Here is a 15,906-nt window from a genome sequence, read left to right on the forward strand (position 1 = left end):
TCCGAACGTGACAGCTCCAGAGAAAAACCCGTTCTACATCACCACGGCCATCACGTACCCCAACGGGGTGCCCCACATCGGCCATGCCTACGAGTACATCGCCACCGATGCCATGGCGCGCTTCAAGCGGCTGGACGGCCATGACGTGATGTTCCTGACGGGGACGGACGAGCACGGCATGAAGATCGCCCAGACGGCCGAAAAGGAAGGCATCACGCCGAAGGAGCTGGTGGACCGGAACGCGGAGGTCTACAAGGCGGCGCACGCCGCGCTGGGGATCAGCTACGACCGGTTCATCCGCACCACGGATGAGGACCACTATGCCGCATCGCAGGCTATCTGGAAGAAGATGGAAGCCAACGGCGACATCTACCTGTCCAAATACGAGGGCTGGTACTCCGTCCGCGACGAAGCCTTCTACGTCGAGGACGACACCGTGGTCAAGGACGACGGCGTGCGCTACTCGAAAGAGACAGACACCGAGGTGACCTGGACAGCCGAGGAGAGCTACTTCTTCCGGCTGTCGGCCTACCAGGACCGGCTCCTGGCGCTGTATGAGGCGCAGCCCGAATTCGGCGCACCGCAGTCCCGTTTCAACGAGGTCATCAGCTTCGTTAAGCGCGGCCTTGAGGACCTGTCCATCAGCCGCACGACGTTTGACTGGGGCGTCCCCGTCCCCGGCAACGACAAACACGTGATGTACGTGTGGGTTGATGCGCTGACCAACTACCTGACGGGCGTCGGCTATCCGGACGTCGACTCGGAATCGTTCAGGAAGTTCTGGCCCGCTGACGTCCACGTCATCGGCAAGGACATCTCCCGGTTCCACGCGATCTACTGGCCCGCGTTCCTGATGAGCGCCGGCCTCGAACTGCCCAAGCGTGTGATGATCCACGGCTTCCTGCACAACAACGGCGTGAAGATGTCCAAGTCCCTCGGCAACGTGGTGGCACCTGCAGACTTCGTGGCGCAGTACGGCCTGGACCAGGTACGGTTCTTCTTCCTCCGCGAGGTCCCCTTCGGCGCTGACGGAAGCTACAACCACGAAGCCATCGTTGGCCGCATGAACTCGGACCTGGCCAACAACTTCGGAAACCTGGCGCAGCGGTCACTTTCCATGGTGGCCAAGAACTGCGAAGGCAAAGTGCCGGTACCCGGAGCCTTCACCGCCGCGGACACCGCCATCCTTCAGCAGGCGAACGGGCTGCATGAGGCCGCCAGGGCCGCCTTCGAAAAGCAGGAGTTCAGCCGCGCCCTCGAAGCCATCTGGGGTGTCCTGGGGGACACCAACGCCTACTTCGCCGAGCAGGCCCCCTGGGTGCTGCGGAAGACCGACGTCGAACGCATGAACACGGTGCTGTACGTGACTCTGGAAGTGCTGCGCATCGTGGCCATCCTGGCCCAGCCCGTGATGCCCACGGCCACGGCCGCGCTGTTGGACACCTTGGGACAGCCCGACGGCGCGTCCCGGCAGTTCTCCGCGCTCACCACACCGATCGCCGCGGGAACGCCGCTGCCGGCGCCCGCACCCGTTTTCCCCAAGTACGAGGAACCGGCCGAGGCGTAGGGTACATTCCGGGCCGGACCACTTGCTCCGGCCCGGAATGTGTACCGGCACGGCCAAAACAAGTAGTGCCCGTTCGCGAATGCGCGTACCAAGTACTGGAGACGTACAAGTACCCCGCCACATAGCCTGTTTCCGTAAGCGAACTGATGATTCACATCTGGGAGAACCGTCGCCCTGATGCCGTCTGTTTGCCGTTGTACCCGTCATATTGGGGCGGTCGCCGTTTTCCCTTGAGTCTGATCAGTTTCGACCAGACAATTGATGGAGACGGAAATGAAACGGATCCTTGCCGCATTGGGTGTCACAGGCCTCGCAGTCCTGGGTGCCTCGGTGACAGCTATCGCGTCGCCAACGGAATCACCGGGCGGCGGCGACATGATCACCATTTGCCACGCCACGGGCTCAAGCACCAACCCCTATGAGCAGATCACCATAAGCCTCAGCGGTCTTCACGGCCATGCAAACTCCAACCACCAGCTCGAGGAAGACATCATCCCTGAGAATGGCGGGGACGTGCTGCCCGGCGGCGCCAATTTGGACAAGGTCGGCATCTGGAATGCCGGCTGCGTGACACCCTTTGCATCGCCCTCACCCACGCAGCCGGGGGACAACGACAAGAAGATCACCATCTGCCACGCGACAGGCTCGGAAACGAACCCGTTTGAGGTGATCACCATCGCCCTGCAGGGCCTGAACGGCCACGCCAACGCCAACCACCAGCTCAGCGAGGACATCATCCCGCCGAACAGTGGAAGCATCGTGCCGGACGGCCAGAACTGGACGGCTGAAGGCCAGGCCACGTTCAACAACGGCTGCGTCCCGGCAGCGGTGCCGCCAACAGTTCCGCCGACAACACCGCCTTCCGGTGCTGTTGTGCCCACACCAAGTGGTGCCGCCGCGGGCGGGGGAGCAGGCGCCGTAGCCGCAAACCAGGGCTTTAATGTCCAGACGGCAGTTGCTGATTCGTGGGAGCAGGCTTTGGCTCCCTGGATTGGTGGTGTGGCAGCCGTGCTGATCGCTGGTGCCGCCATCGCGGCGAGGAGGAAGCTGGCTGCCGGCGGAAGCCACGCCGGCCAGCACCGCGAGTAAGGCCCGCGCCGCCCTCCCGGGGCTGCGGCCTGAACCACGGGCAAGGCGCCGTGCCTGCAAAGTGCACGGCGGCTTGCCCGTTCGCCCAATCCTCCTTGTGGGAGAAGCCTGAGGTGCCAATGGAGAACAACGCCCCGCCGGCAGCCGGCAGGAGTGACACGGGGCTGCCCGCGGACGGCCCCGTGCGGCGCCTGTCCGGCCTGAGCCGCATCACGCTCGCCGTGGCGATGTGCATCGTGGCGGGATGCGTCATCCTGGTGTTGCTGCCGGTGCTGGCAGGACCCGGAGGAGGCCCGGTCCAGACGGCAGCAAGTCCGCCGGTTGACGCTCCGGCTGTTACAGCGGAACCGTCCGCAACCGCCACGGAACCGCAGGCCTCCGGTTTCCTGCCGCCGCTTCCCGCCGGACCGCCGGCGGCGCCGCCCCAAAGGCTCGTATACCCGGCTGCTGGGATCGACGTGGTCATCCATCCGCTCGAACCCACAGGCGCCGACCAGGCTTCCCAGACGATCGTGCCGCCGCCCACCATGGACGGCTACTGGCTGACACCTTTCGGGGTGCCGGGAGCCGGCTCGGTCAACACCACGTACGTGGCCGGCCACAGCTGGGTGGACCAGGACGCGCCGTTTAACGGGCTGAGCACCAGGGCGGCGCCCGGTGACCGGCTGACCGTCACAACCTCCACAGGGGTAGTCGCCTACCGCGTGGATTCGGTCACTACTTACGCTAAGTCGGGCCTGAAGGACAGCCCCATCTGGCAGGTAGTACCTAACAGGCTGGTCCTTATTTCCTGCTATACCGATGACTTCTGGGGAACCAACGTGGTGGTGGTCGCCTCACCAGACGCTGCGTCTCAATAGCTGAGACTGATTGTCCGGCATGCGGATCCCCTAAATATTCTTGGACCATGAGCGCATCCACCATTAATCTCGCTGTCATTCCCGGTGACGGCATTGGCCCCGAGGTCATTGCCGAGGCACTGAAGGTCCTCGAAAAGGCCGTCGCTGCCGAAGGCGTTGACCTCGAGCAGCACCACTACAAGCTCGGCGCCGAGCACTGGCTGGCCACCGGCGAGACCCTTCCGGACGAAGTCCTCGAGGACCTGCGGACGCGCGACGCGATCCTCTTCGGCGCTGTGGGTGCTGCCCCGGGCGACACCAGAATCCCGTCCGGCATCATCGAACGGGAGATGCTGCTCAAGCTCCGCTTCAGCCTGGACCACTACGTCAACCTGCGGCCGTCCCGGCTCTTTGGCACAGTAGGCAGCCCGCTGGCCAACCCCGGAACGATCGATTTCATCGTCGTCCGTGAAGGGACCGAAGGACCCTACGTCGGCAACGGCGGCACGCTGCGGGGCGGCACGCCGCACGAAGTGGCCACCGAGGTCTCACTGAACACCGCACACGGCGTAGAGCGCGTGGTCAGGGATGCTTTCCGCCGCGCAAGCGCACGGGAACGCAAGCATGTCACCCTCGTCCACAAGCACAACGTCCTGGTCTTCGCCGGCCACCTGTGGAAGCGGACCGTCGAGGCCGTGGCCAAGGAGTTCCCGGAGGTCACCCACGACTACCTCCACGTCGACGCCGCCACGATCTTCATGGTCACCGACCCCTCACGCTTTGACGTCATTGTCACAGACAACCTGTTCGGCGACATCCTGACCGACCTTGCCGCGGCCATCACCGGCGGCATCGGGCTGGCCGCCTCGGGCAACATCAACATGGACCGCACCGCTCCGTCCATGTTCGAGCCCGTCCACGGCTCTGCCCCGGACATCGCAGGCCAGCAGAAGGCGGATCCCACTGCCGCCATCCTGTCGGCTGCCCTCCTGCTGGACCACCTCGGCTACACCGAAGCGGCCCGGAAGATCGAAGCGGCGGTCATCACCGACGTTGAAAACCGCGACGGCGGCTCCCGCACCACCAGTGCCATCGGGGATGCCATCGCCGCAGCGCTCTAGGCCGTGCTCTTGAGACTCGGTTAACCGGCGTAAGCTAGTTTCGAATCACCAAATGCTGCCCTGAGGTTCAAGGATGAACCACGTCCACGGGCAGCCGATCGTGGAGGAACCATGACTCAGACTGCCCATGGCGTCGAATTCAACCAGCAGCCCTCGGCAACCCCGAAGTCAGCTGAAGAGCGTGCAGCCATCCTGGCCAACCCGGGTTTCGGCAACTACTTCACCGACCACACCGCCGTCGTCGACTACAGCGTCGACGAGAGCGGCAACGGCGGCTGGCGCAACGCACGCGTTGAAGCCTACGGACCCATCAGCCTCGACCCGTCGGCGGCCGTGCTGCACTACGGCCAGGAGATCTTCGAAGGACTCAAGGCCTACCGCCACGCCGATGGTTCCGTCTGGACGTTCCGTCCGGAAGCCAACGCTGCCCGGCTGAACAGTTCCGCCCGCCGGCTGGCCCTGCCGGAGCTTCCGGCGGACTACTTCCTCGGCGCCATCCGTGAACTCGTGGCCGCGGACAAGGAATGGGTTCCCGGCGGCGACGGCGAAGCGCTTTACCTGCGCCCCTTCATGATCGCCACCGAGGCATTCCTGGGTGTCCGCGCAGCACGCGAGGTGTCCTTCCGGGTCATCGCCTCGCCGGCCGGCAACTACTTCGGCGGCGAGCTGAAGCCCGTCTCCATCTGGATCTCGCGTGAATACGCCCGCGCAGGCCGCGGCGGAACCGGTGCCGCCAAGTGCGGCGGCAACTACGCGGCCTCGCTGATCGCCCAGCAGGAGGCCGAAGCCAACGGCTGCAAGCAGGTTCTCTTCCTGGACCAGTTCAACGACAACGCCATTGAAGAGCTCGGCGGCATGAACGTCTTCTTCGTGATGAAGGACGGTTCGCTGGTCACACCCGCGCTGACGGGGACCATCCTGGAAGGCATCACCCGGATGTCCGTCATCCAGGTGGCCAAGGACATGGGCCGCGAAGTCACCGAACGCAAGATCACCCTGGACGAATGGCGCGACGGCGTTGCCTCCGGCGACATCACCGAGGTGTTCGCCTGCGGCACGGCAGCCGTGATCACCCCCATCGGCGTGCTCAAGGACGCCACGGAATTCATCGGCTCCGAGGACGCCAAAGCGGGGGAGACCACCATGGCCATCCGCGAGCAGCTGCTGGGCATCCAGACCGGCACGGTCCCGGATACCCACGGCTGGCTGACCCGCCTGGCGTAAGCAGGCATCACACGCACAGGAATTACGACGGCGGCCGGCCGGCACCTGCTCCAAGCTTGAGCACGGTGCCGGGCAGCCGCCGTCGTTCCTTAACCCCGGAGGATGCGGACCGGGCCCCGGGCATCAGCGCCGGGCGGCCTTGCGGGCAGCATTCTTGAGCGCCTTGCGGGACACCGGTTTCAGCGCCTTGCGGGCGGCTTCGTCCGCAATTGCCTGGTTGCGGCGGGCATCGATGACGTCGTTCCACAGCGTCGTGGCGAACACGCCGCCGTCCTGCGCATACACGTCATAGGGGTAGCCGGCGAAGACGGGCGGCGGGGTGCTTCCGGTGGGCAGATCTGCTCCTGCCGCCGTGGCGACGGCGTCGGCAACAGCCCAGGTCCGGGTCAGGTGGTGGACGAGGTTCTCCTGGACAAAAATGTTTGCATCGCTGGAGGCAGCCGCGCGTTTCAGGAGTATGGCCAGGTCGTCGGCCAGGAACGTGGCCGCCCACTCTTCGACGGGTGCTGAAGCCGCCCGGAAATCCTCGGCGACGCCGTCCACCGCCTCGCGCCAATCGGCGGTCTCGCGGAACTTCTTCCACGTGGGGAACCAGACAATCCCGCCCGTTGCGTGGTTGTGGATGTGCAGGAGTCCGCTGTCCCTCTCCGTTGCAGTGTGGTCGTGGCCGGCAGAATCAGCTTCGGCGAGGAGATCGGCAAGGGTGGTTGTGGTGCTCATGATGTCTGGTCCGGCTTCCTGAAGGAGATAGTGGGCTTCACTGGTGGTCAACCCCGCCCGTGTGGCGTTCTATTCCGGCATGACGGCGGCTGTGGCGGGGAGGATGCAAAGATGGGACGGTGACTTCAGCTCCCGGCCCCCTCCTGCAGCGCAGCTCAGCCCTGACCCGGTTCGTCCTGGCCCCCAACCCGGGACCCATGAGCCTGGACGGCACCAACTCCTACGTATTGCAGGCGGCCGGCAACCCGTCCGCGGTGGTGGTGGACCCCGGCCCGCTGGACGAAACCCATCTACAGTCCCTTGCCGGGGCCGGACCCGTGGAACTGATCCTCGTCACGCACCGGCACGCGGACCACACGGCCGGTTCGGCCCGGCTGCACCGGCTGACCGGTGCGCCTGTCCGCGGTGCCGACCCGGTCCACTGCCATGGCGGCGGGGCGCCTTTGCAGGACGGCGAGGTGATCCGGGCGGCCGGACTGGAAGTCCGGGTCCTGGCCACGCCGGGGCACACCTCCGATTCGGTCTGCTTCCACCTCCCCGACGACGGCGGGGACGGCTCAGTGCTGACCGGCGATACCATCCTGGGCCGCGGCACCACCATGCTGGACTTCCCGGACGGGACGCTCGGGGATTACCTGGCTTCGCTGGACAAGCTCGAGGCGCTTGGAGCCGCCACGGTCCTCCCCGCCCACGGCCCGGTGCTGCCTTCCCTGGAAGCGATCGTCCGTGCCTACCGTGACCACCGCCTCGAACGGCTCGACCAGATCCGGGCGGCACTGGACCGGCTGGGCCGGGACGCCGCCGTTGGTGACGTCACTGACGCCGTGTATGCCGACGTCGGGCATTCCGTCCGGCGCGCTGCCGAAATGTCGGTGGCAGCACAGCTGAACTACCTTCGTGGAGCCGCCGGGCACGACTGATGGCGCCAGGCGTGGCGGCAGGAGACTGTAGGCTGGGAACCATGCGTATTGCCAGGTTTGTAGTCGATTCTGATCCCCTCTACGGCATTGTGGAGGGCCAGCCGGGCAGTGAGGAAATCACTGTCATCCACGGTGACCCGTTCTTCAACGGCGTGGAGCGCACGGCGGTCCACCACAAGCTCGAAGACGTCCGCTTGCTCGCGCCGATCATTCCCCGCAGCAAGGTAATCGGCGTCGGCCGCAACTTCGTGGAGCACGCCCACGAACTCGGCAACGAAGTACCCGCCCAGCCCCTGCTGTTCCTGAAGCCCAACACCTCCGTGGTGGGCCCGAACGACCCCATCGTGCTGCCCGAATTCTCCGAAGAAGTCTCCTTCGAGGCCGAGCTGTGCGTGGTCATCGGCCGGATCTGCAAGGACGTTCCGGAAGAACGCGTCGACGACGTCATCTTCGGCTACACCTGCGGCAACGACCTCACCGCCCGCGACGTCCAGAAAACGGACCTCCAGTGGGCCCGGGCCAAGGGCTTCGACACCTCAGCGCCCCTGGGACCGTGGATCGAGACGGAACTCGACACCGAGGATCTCCAGATCCAGGGCCGGCTCAACGGCGAGCTGCGGCAGGACGGCAGCACCAGCCAGATGATCCGCGGCGTCCGCGAACTCGTGTCCATCGTGTCGCAGGCATTTACTCTGCTGCCCGGCGACGTCATCATGACCGGAACGCCTGCCGGCGTGGGCCTGGTGCAGGCCGGCGACCGCTTTGAAGTGGAGATCGAAGGGATCGGGCGCCTGTCCAACCCCATCGTGCGCCGCTGACGGCCCGCACGATCCGGGCGGGTGCACCCTCCGGCAAGCGGTAAAGTTGGAGCCACTATGACTACTGCTTCTGCGTCCTCTGCTGCCTCCATCCCGACCGTCACTGCCGATACTCCGGTACGCGTCCGGTTCTGCCCGTCACCGACCGGGACACCCCACGTGGGCCTGATCCGGACCGCCCTGTTCAACTGGGCCCATGCCAAGCACACCAAGGGCACGTTTGTGTTCCGCATTGAGGATACGGACGCGGCGCGCGACTCGGAAGAGAGCTACCAGCAGTTGCTGGAAGCCCTGAAGTGGCTGGGGATCACCTGGGAAGAGGGCGTGGAGGTCGGTGGTCCGCACGAGCCGTACCGGCAGTCGCAGCGGCTGGACCTTTACAAGGACGTTGTCGCCAAGCTCCTCGAGGCCGGTTTCGCCTACGAGTGCTACTCGTCGCCGGAGGAGGTCGAGGCCCGCCACCGGGCTGCCGGCCGGGACCCGAAGCTCGGCTATGACAACTTTGACCGCGAACTCACGGACGAGCAGCTCGCCGCGTTCAAGGCCGAGGGCCGCAAGCCCGTGCTGCGCGTCCGCATGCCCGACGAGGACGTCGTCTTCACGGACCTGGTCCGCGGCGACATCACCTTCAAAGCCGGCAGCATCCCGGACTACGTGATCGTCCGTGCCGACGGCTCGCCGCTGTACACGCTGGTAAACCCCGTGGACGACGCCCTGATGGGGATCACCCACGTGCTGCGCGGCGAGGACCTCCTCTCCTCCACCCCCCGCCAGGTTGTGCTGATCCGCTACCTCATGGAGATCGGCGTCGCCAGCTACCTGCCGCTCTTTGGCCACCTCCCGTACGTGATGGGGGAGGGCAACAAAAAGCTGTCCAAGCGTGACCCGCAGTCCAACCTGTTCCTGCTGCGCGACCGCGGGTTCATCCCCGAAGGCCTGCTGAACTACCTCTCGCTGCTGGGCTGGAGCCTGTCCGCCGATGAGGACATCTTCACCGTGGACCAGCTGATCGAATTCTTCGACGTCAAGGACGTCCTGGCGAACCCGGCGCGGTTCGACATCAAGAAGGCGGAGGCCATCAACGGCACGCACATCCGCCTGCTCAACCCGGAAGACTTCCGGAACCGGCTCGTCCCGTACCTGCAGTCAGCCGGATTCGTGGGGGAGACCCTCACGGCCCGCCAGGAGGAAATCCTCACAGAAGCCGCGCCGCTGATCCAGGAGCGCATCACGCTGCTCGGAGAGGCGCCCGAAATGCTGGGCTTCCTCTTCAAGTCCGACGACGCCATCGATGTTGCCGATGACGCCCGGAAGGGCCTGCCCGGGAACCTCACCGAGGTCCTCGACGCTGCCATGGCGGCGCTGGAACCCGTCCAGGACTGGAACCCGGAGAACATCCAGGCGGCCCTGAAGCAGGCCCTCGTGGAGGACCTCGGCATCAAGCCGCGGCTGGCCTTCGGTCCCGTCCGCACGGCGATCTCCGGGCGCCGGATCTCGCCGCCGCTGTTCGAGTCGATGGTCATCCTTGGCAAGGACTCCTCCCTTGCCCGCCTCCGCACCTTCCGCGGCTGATGACGGATTCCGGCCAGCCGGCTGACGGTTCCCTGAAGACTCCGTTCGGGACCATCAGGGGGATTCTCTTTGACATAGACGACACCCTGGTGGATCTCGAATACGCCATGACCACCGCCCTGCGCGAGGTCAGCGAACACCTCCTGCCCGGCCTGGACCAGACCGGGTGGGAGAGGTTCGGCAGGATCTTCACCCACGAAACCACGCACTATTACGACCGCTACCTGGCCGGTGAGCTCACCTTCAACGACCAGCGTCTGCTGCGCGGCCGCGCAGCCCTTGGGCACTTCGGCGTGGAGCTTGCCGACGGCGAGGAGGCCCACCAGTGGCTCTCCAACTACGGGCGTATCCAGCCGGGCTACGTCAGGGCGTTCGAGGACGTTGTACCGCTGCTTGACGCCCTGGATGCTGCCGGTGTTCCCTATGGCGCGGTAAGCAACAACGTCCATGATTACCAGCGGGCCAAACTTGACGGCGCCGGGCTGGACCGGATCAAGCGACTGGTCGGCACCGACACCGTTGGGGTGGCCAAGCCGGAGCCGGCGATCTACCTCGAGGGCGTGCGCCTCCTGGGCACCCGCCCCGCGGACACCCTGTATGTCGGCGACAACCGGATGCTGGATGCGGAAGGTTCGACGGCGGCCGGCCTGTTGGGCGTCTGGCTCAACAGGGCAGGGGAGCCGCGGGACGGCTTTGCCGGCTACGAGGTCAGCTCCCTGGCGGGGATATTGGCCTGACGTGGGAGCCATTGGAAGGCGCCGCAGGCCGGTGTGACCCACCTAACGGCCGACAGATTTGTGCGCTGGAAAAGTCTCGGGTAAAGTAATTACTCGTGCTGAGGCGCCGGGAGCGCTGGTTTAGACCTGCGGATCCGGCCCGAAAGTTCCATTGGGATATGGTGTAATTGGCAACACTACGGTTTCTGGTACCGTCATTCTAGGTTCGAGTCCTGGTATCCCAGCTCTGATAAGTCCACGGATTTCCGCGGAAAATCGGGGGTTTCAAACCGGTTCGGCCGATTTGAAACACTGGCTGAGTGTGTGAAATACTCACTTAGCCTGAACGGCAGAGATGCTGTTCTGGAGAGTACATGGCCCCATCGTATAGCGGCCTAGTACGCTGCCCTCTCACGGCGGTAACGCGGGTTCGAATCCCGCTGGGGTCACAGATGAAACGGTCCCGGGCATCAGCCCGGGGCCGTTTTTCGTTTCCGGCACTTCCCGGCTCTGCCCCGCCCTTGAACTGGCATGATGATGCTGTGACCACCGATAACGAGCCCGGGCAGCCAACACGGCGCCAGCACGACCCGCCAGCGGCCGCGCCAGCTGCGATTGACCTGCTGGAGGCCGTGCGCATGGAGCTGTCCCGAGTCACCCTTCCGTTGTCCACGCCGGGGGTTGAACAGACCCGGCTCGAAGTCCGGAACGCCATCGCACAGCTGGATGACTACATCCTGCCCCGGTACCGCAGCCTGGACGCACCCCTGCTTGCCGTCGTCGGGGGTTCCACCGGCGCAGGCAAGTCGACCCTCGTGAACGGCCTCGCAGGGCACCCCGTCACCCGGACGGGCGCCATCAGGCCCACCACGCGGCAGCCCATCCTGCTGCACCATCCGGCGGACGCCGGCTGGTTCGAAGGGCAGCGCGTCCTGCCCAGCCTCAGCCGTATCAGGGGCGCCGTGTCCGCCGAAGCCCTCCCGGCCGGCAGCGCCGGCGCAACGCCGGACGCAGCCGCGATCTCGTCCTTGGTGCTGGTCGCGGACGGGGCCGTTCCGCAGGGCATCGCACTGCTCGATGCACCCGACGTCGACTCCATCGCCGATGACAACCGCAGGCTGGCCGGGCAGTTGCTTGCCGCCGCGGACCTGTGGGTGTTCGTCACCACGGCGAACCGTTATGCGGACGCCGTTCCCTGGAAGCTGCTCCTGGATGCCGCGTCCCGCGACATCCTGGTGGCTGTGGTGCTGGACCGGGTACCGGCGGGGGCGGAGGCGGAAGTCAGCGCGGACCTGCAGGCGCTGCTGAGCAGGGAGGGCCTGGGTTCAGCCCGCCTGTTCCTCGTGGCGGAGGCTGAGCTTGACCCCCTGGGCATGCTGCCGTTGGCCGCAGTGGAGCCGCTGCGGACGTGGCTGAAGAACCTGGCCGCGGACGCTCCGGGGCGGTCACAAATTGCCCGCCGGACCCTGAACGGAAGCATCAAAGCACTGGCGGGCCGGATCGGCAGCATGGCGCGGGCACAGGGTGAGCAGCGGGAGGCCGGGGCAATGCTCCAGGCCAGCGCCGTTGCTGCCTACGAACAAGCGGCGGGCCGCATCCTCGATGCAACCAAGGACGGGGCCCTGCTTCGCGGGGAGGTGCTCGCCCGCTGGCAGGACTTTGTGGGCACCGGTGAGTTCTTCCGCAACCTTGAACAGGGCATCGGACGGTTCCGCGACCGGGCGGGCGCGTTCTTCCGCGGCGAACCTCCGCCCGCCGTCAGGGTTGAGGCTGCCATCGAAACCGGGCTGCAGGCAGTCATCCTCGATGAAGCCGCCAACGCTGCCGAGGACGTCGACCGGAGGTGGCGTGCGGACCCCGCTGGCAGGCAATTGCTGGGAACCGCGGACCTTTCCGGGACAGCCCCGGATTTTGCTGCCACGGTTGCCTCGGAGATCCGGGCGTGGCAGGCAGGCCTGATGGAACTGATCCGCACCGAAGGCCAAGGGAAGCGGACGCAGGCCAGGTGGTTGTCCTTCGGGATCAATGGCCTGGGGGCGGCACTGATGATTGTGGTGTTTTCGATGACCGCCGGCCTCACCGGCCTGGAAGTTGGCGTGGCCGGCGGCACCGCCGTTGTGGGCCAGAAACTGCTGGAAGCGGTCTTCGGTGAGGACGCGGTCCGACGGCTGGCCAAAACGGCGCGTGAGGACCTCCACCAGCGGTGCCTGCGGCTGCTGCAGGCCGAGCAGCGCAAGTTCCTTGACAGGCTGCCTGAAGGGCCCACGGACCCTGGCGTGCTGGCAGGCCAGGCGGCCGCCCTGGCGCGACTTGCGGACGCTGCATGAGCCGGCACGGCGGCGCCCGGATGTCGTCGCAGCTGGACGCCAGGCTTGAAGCACTCAACGATGCACGCGAACTCGCCGACGGCGTCCTGCCCGAGGACGTGCTGGAGGAGGTGCTCCAGCTTCTGGAACGCGCCACGTCCCGGCGTTCCCTGTCGGCGGACCACACGGTGGTCGGTTTTTTCGGCGCCACCGGCAGCGGCAAATCATCCCTGTTCAATGCCGTCAGCGGCGCGGAGATCGCGACGGCGGCTGTCCGCCGGCCCACCACCACGGAACCCCTTGCGGGAGTCTGGGGAGCGGACGGCAGCGATCCGTTGCTGGACTGGCTCGACGTTCGCAGCCGGCACCACGCCGGGCCGGTGGACGGCTTCGCGGACGAGGAAACCGGGCTGATACTTCTCGACCTGCCTGACTTCGACTCCACCAGGGCTGCCAACCGTGACATCGTCCAGCGGATGGTCGGCCTGGTGGATGTCCTGGTTTGGGTACTCGACCCGCAGAAATACGCCGATGCCGCCGTGCACAACGACTACCTGTCTCCGCTGGCAGCGCACGGCGCCGTCACCCTTGTGGTGCTCAACCAGACCGACAGGCTGCCCGAACGGGACATCCCGCCGGTCCTGGAATCGCTGAAGGGAATCCTCGCCAGGGACGGACTGGGCACCGTCCAGGTCATCGGCGCCTCGGCGGTGACCGGCTCGGGAGTGGACCGGGTCAGGGCCGCCATCAGGCACGTGGTCCTGCAGCGCCAGGCTTCCGCACAGCGGCTCACCGCCGACGTGGCGCGCGCATCCCGGCAGCTGCGGGAGGTCTCGGGCGACGGGGACGCCGCCGGCGTCAGGGCCGGTTCAAAGGCACGGCTTGCGGATGAGCTGGCCACAGCCGCCAACGTGCCCCTGGTCGTAGGGGCCGTGGACCGCTCCTACCGGCTGGAGTCTGCCCGCCGCACCGGATGGCCGGTGACGCGCTGGCTCCTGAAGTTCAGGCCCGATCCGCTCCGGCGGCTGAATCTTCGCAGCTCGTCTCCGTCCGAGCTCAGCCGCACATCACTGCCCCCGGCCGGAGCTCCCGAACGCGCCCGGACGGATGCGGCCGTCCGTCAGTTCGCCGACGACGCCAGCGACGGCGCGCCGGGACCGTGGCGGGCCGCGATCCGCGGGGCTGCCCGCGAAGGCAGGGAACGCCTCCCTGACGCCCTGGACCAGGCGATAGCCGGTACGGACCTGTCGGCGGCCAGGAAGTCCTGGTGGTGGCCGCTCTTCAACCTGGTCCAGTGGCTTGCGCTGCTGACAGTCCTCGGCGGCCTCGGTTGGCTCGGAGTGCTGGCCGGCCTGGGATACCTGCAGTTGCCCGTCCCGGACGTGCCACGGGTTGAAGGCTGGCCGGTCCCCACCCTGATGATCGCCGGGGGAGTGGTGCTCGGAATTTTCCTGGCGCTGACGGGGAAGTTCATCGGGGCGGCGGCCGCCCGTGCGCGGGCCGCTGGGGCCAGGAGGCGGCTCAGGGCCGCCGTCGCGACGGTGGCCACGGAGCTGGTGGTTGAACCCGTTGAAGTGGAGGTAGCCCGGCTCAGGTCCTTTAATGCCGCACTGGATAAGGCAGGTGCAAAGTAGGGACCCTGCCGGAGGAGCCCTGAGGCGCCAGGTCCGCCGCTTCGCCAACCAGCCGGCTACGAAAGGGAGGCCGCCGAGTCGCGCACTTTGATCATGGTCCGGAGGTTCCGCGTGGTGGTCGTCGCCTTGTATTTTGCCTTGGACGAGATCTTGCTGAAGGGGCTGTCCAGGGTGCCGCCGGCGGGCGCAAGCCAGGCCAGCGCCTCGGGACCGAGCCGTTTCTGTTCCGATCCTTCGAGCGCCGCCCCGGCCGCGTCCAGCTCATCCAGGGCGGCGGTGTCCGACGCCAGGGTGATGTAGGTGTGGGTCGACTTGTCGTCGTCCGGATAAGGGCACGCGTCCACGAGCTCGGACACGCGCCGTGCGGTCAGGACAACCACCCAGGCGTCATAGCCGAAGGATTTCCGGAGGCAGTCCTCGAACGACTTTTTCACCGCGGCCGGGGCCAGCCCGCTGGCCAGCACCACGTTGCCGCTGGCCAGCAGGGTCTTGACGCCGTCGAAGCCCGTGGATTCCAGCGCCGCCTTAAGGTCCGCCATTTTGATGTTGATCCCGCCCACGTTGATGCCGCGGAGGAAGACTGCATAGCTGTTCATGCCGACAGCCTAGCCGGGGCGGGACTGCGGGGAGCGGACGGAGGTCCTAGTCGTTGTTCTTGCGCAGCGCTTCGGTGAGGATCCGCCCTGCATTGCAGACCACTTCGGCGTGCAGCCGGCCCGGCTGGCGGGTCAGGCGCTCGATGGGGCCAGAAATGGAGACTGCCGCAATGACGCGGCCGGACGGCCCGCGGACCGGCGCGGACACGGACGCGACCCCCGGTTCACGTTCACCGAGGCTCTGTCCCCAGCCCCGCCGTCGGACTCCTGCCAGCACGGTGGGCGTAAACCGCGCGGACTGGAGGCCCTCGAGGAGGCGGTCATGGTCTTCCCATGCGAGCAGGACCTGGGCGGCGGAGCCGGCCTTCATGGAAAGCTGGGTACCCACCGGGATGGTGTCCCGGAGACCGATGGGGCGCTCAGCGGAGGCAACGCAGACACGCCAGTCGCCCTGCCGGCGGAAGATCTGGGCGCTCTCGCCCGTGGCGTCGCGAAGCTGCATCAGGACGGGTCCTGCGGAGGCGATCAGGCGGTCCTCGCCTGCGGCGGAGGCCAGCTCAACGAGCCTGCTGCCCAGCACGAACCGGCCTTGGATATCGCGGCTGACCAGCCTGTGGTGGACCAGTGCCAGGGCAAGCCTGTGGACAGTGGGCCGGGCGAGCCCTGTGGCAGCTACAAGCTGCGCCAGGGTGGTGGGTCCGGCCTCAAGTGCGTCAAGCACATGGGCCGCTTTATCAATGACACCGACTCCACTAGAATTGTCCATGTAATGATATTGCCGTCT

At 66.5% G+C, this 15,906-nt stretch carries 14 protein-coding genes and 2 tRNA genes; 13 read left to right on the plus strand and 3 right to left on the minus strand.

Annotated elements, in window-relative coordinates; genetic code table 11:
• Window positions 1–7 precede the first annotated feature (7 nt).
• The 5 genes from metG (at window position 8) to J2X42_RS03005 (ending at window position 5,840) form a co-directional block, all read left to right on the plus strand.
• Window positions 8–1,567: a methionine--tRNA ligase gene (gene metG / locus J2X42_RS02985; RefSeq protein ID WP_310161977.1), complete on the plus strand. Its 1,560-nt coding sequence runs from the start codon at window positions 8–10 to the stop codon at window positions 1,565–1,567.
• A 273-nt stretch (window positions 1,568–1,840) separates the two neighbouring features.
• The gene (locus tag J2X42_RS02990; protein ID WP_310161978.1) at window positions 1,841–2,656 is read left to right on the plus strand and encodes a hypothetical protein; all 816 of its coding nucleotides are present in this window, start codon (window positions 1,841–1,843) and stop codon (window positions 2,654–2,656) included.
• Window positions 2,657–2,775: 119 nt separating this feature from the next.
• Window positions 2,776–3,516, plus strand: coding sequence for a class F sortase (locus J2X42_RS02995; protein WP_310161980.1), 741 nt, complete (start codon window positions 2,776–2,778; stop codon window positions 3,514–3,516).
• 47 nt (window positions 3,517–3,563) lie between these two features.
• Window positions 3,564–4,616: a 3-isopropylmalate dehydrogenase gene (locus J2X42_RS03000; RefSeq protein WP_310161981.1), complete on the plus strand. Its 1,053-nt coding sequence runs from the start codon at window positions 3,564–3,566 to the stop codon at window positions 4,614–4,616.
• 111 nt (window positions 4,617–4,727) lie between these two features.
• On the plus strand, window positions 4,728–5,840 hold the full coding sequence (locus tag J2X42_RS03005) for a branched-chain amino acid aminotransferase (protein ID WP_310161983.1): 1,113 nt from the start codon (window positions 4,728–4,730) through the stop codon (window positions 5,838–5,840).
• 123 nt (window positions 5,841–5,963) lie between these two features.
• Here J2X42_RS03005 and J2X42_RS03010 read toward each other — a convergent pair whose 3' ends face one another.
• The gene (locus tag J2X42_RS03010) at window positions 5,964–6,560 is read right to left on the minus strand and encodes a hypothetical protein (RefSeq protein WP_310161986.1); all 597 of its coding nucleotides are present in this window, start codon (window positions 6,558–6,560) and stop codon (window positions 5,964–5,966) included.
• Window positions 6,561–6,679: 119 nt separating this feature from the next.
• Between J2X42_RS03010 and J2X42_RS03015 the strand changes: the two genes are divergently transcribed.
• From J2X42_RS03015 to J2X42_RS03050, 8 genes are all read left to right on the plus strand, one after another.
• Window positions 6,680–7,480, plus strand: coding sequence for an MBL fold metallo-hydrolase (locus J2X42_RS03015; protein ID WP_310161988.1), 801 nt, complete (start codon window positions 6,680–6,682; stop codon window positions 7,478–7,480).
• A gap of 41 nt (window positions 7,481–7,521) precedes the next feature.
• Window positions 7,522–8,298, plus strand: a complete 777-nt coding sequence (locus tag J2X42_RS03020) for a fumarylacetoacetate hydrolase family protein (RefSeq protein WP_131131761.1) — start codon at window positions 7,522–7,524, stop codon at window positions 8,296–8,298.
• Window positions 8,299–8,355: 57 nt separating this feature from the next.
• Window positions 8,356–9,870, plus strand: coding sequence for a glutamate--tRNA ligase (gene gltX, locus J2X42_RS03025; protein ID WP_310161990.1), 1,515 nt, complete (start codon window positions 8,356–8,358; stop codon window positions 9,868–9,870).
• Window positions 9,870–10,607 carry an HAD family hydrolase gene (locus J2X42_RS03030; RefSeq protein ID WP_310161992.1) on the plus strand — a complete coding sequence of 246 codons (738 nt, stop codon included), beginning with the start codon at window positions 9,870–9,872 and terminating at the stop codon, window positions 10,605–10,607. The genes gltX and J2X42_RS03030 overlap by 1 nt, the downstream gene beginning before the upstream one ends.
• A 152-nt stretch (window positions 10,608–10,759) precedes the next feature.
• Window positions 10,760–10,831 (plus strand) — tRNA-Gln (locus J2X42_RS03035).
• A 131-nt stretch (window positions 10,832–10,962) separates the two neighbouring features.
• Window positions 10,963–11,035, plus strand: a tRNA-Glu gene (locus tag J2X42_RS03040).
• Between the two features lie 93 nt (window positions 11,036–11,128).
• The gene (locus J2X42_RS03045; RefSeq protein ID WP_396134007.1) at window positions 11,129–12,913 is read left to right on the plus strand and encodes a dynamin family protein; all 1,785 of its coding nucleotides are present in this window, start codon (window positions 11,129–11,131) and stop codon (window positions 12,911–12,913) included.
• Window positions 12,910–14,526 carry a GTPase gene (locus J2X42_RS03050; protein ID WP_310161993.1) on the plus strand — a complete coding sequence of 539 codons (1,617 nt, stop codon included), beginning with the start codon at window positions 12,910–12,912 and terminating at the stop codon, window positions 14,524–14,526. The genes J2X42_RS03045 and J2X42_RS03050 overlap by 4 nt, the downstream gene beginning before the upstream one ends.
• Window positions 14,527–14,582: 56 nt before the next feature.
• Here the strand turns inward: J2X42_RS03050 and J2X42_RS03055 are convergent, their stop codons facing one another.
• The gene (locus J2X42_RS03055; RefSeq protein ID WP_310161995.1) at window positions 14,583–15,122 is read right to left on the minus strand and encodes a DUF1697 domain-containing protein; all 540 of its coding nucleotides are present in this window, start codon (window positions 15,120–15,122) and stop codon (window positions 14,583–14,585) included.
• 46 nt (window positions 15,123–15,168) lie between these two features.
• Window positions 15,169–15,888 (minus strand): IclR family transcriptional regulator, encoded by a 720-nt coding sequence (locus J2X42_RS03060; protein ID WP_066292257.1) that lies wholly within the window; start codon window positions 15,886–15,888, stop codon window positions 15,169–15,171.
• Between the last annotated feature and the right edge of the window lie 18 nt (window positions 15,889–15,906).

It is taken from the genome of Arthrobacter sp. BE255 (assembly GCF_031457335.1).
In the GTDB taxonomy this organism is placed as follows: Bacteria; Actinomycetota; Actinomycetes; order Actinomycetales; family Micrococcaceae; genus Arthrobacter.

What these genes read in the sequence shown, in the direction of transcription:
- J2X42_RS02990 (WP_310161978.1), top strand. Translation starts at nt 1,841, where the DNA reads ATGAAACGGATCCTTGCCGCATTGGGTGTCACAGGCCTCGCAGTCCTG.
- J2X42_RS02995 (WP_310161980.1), top strand. Translation starts at nt 2,776, where the DNA reads ATGGAGAACAACGCCCCGCCGGCAGCCGGCAGGAGTGACACGGGGCTG.
- J2X42_RS03000 (WP_310161981.1), top strand. Translation starts at nt 3,564, where the DNA reads ATGAGCGCATCCACCATTAATCTCGCTGTCATTCCCGGTGACGGCATT.
- J2X42_RS03005 (WP_310161983.1), top strand. Translation starts at nt 4,728, where the DNA reads ATGACTCAGACTGCCCATGGCGTCGAATTCAACCAGCAGCCCTCGGCA.
- J2X42_RS03010 (WP_310161986.1), bottom strand. Translation starts at nt 6,560, where the DNA reads ATGAGCACCACAACCACCCTTGCCGATCTCCTCGCCGAAGCTGATTCT.
- J2X42_RS03020 (WP_131131761.1), top strand. Translation starts at nt 7,522, where the DNA reads ATGCGTATTGCCAGGTTTGTAGTCGATTCTGATCCCCTCTACGGCATT.
- gltX (WP_310161990.1), top strand. Translation starts at nt 8,356, where the DNA reads ATGACTACTGCTTCTGCGTCCTCTGCTGCCTCCATCCCGACCGTCACT.
- J2X42_RS03030 (WP_310161992.1), top strand. Translation starts at nt 9,870, where the DNA reads ATGACGGATTCCGGCCAGCCGGCTGACGGTTCCCTGAAGACTCCGTTC.
- J2X42_RS03050 (WP_310161993.1), top strand. Translation starts at nt 12,910, where the DNA reads ATGAGCCGGCACGGCGGCGCCCGGATGTCGTCGCAGCTGGACGCCAGG.
- J2X42_RS03055 (WP_310161995.1), bottom strand. Translation starts at nt 15,122, where the DNA reads ATGAACAGCTATGCAGTCTTCCTCCGCGGCATCAACGTGGGCGGGATC.
- J2X42_RS03060 (WP_066292257.1), bottom strand. Translation starts at nt 15,888, where the DNA reads ATGGACAATTCTAGTGGAGTCGGTGTCATTGATAAAGCGGCCCATGTG.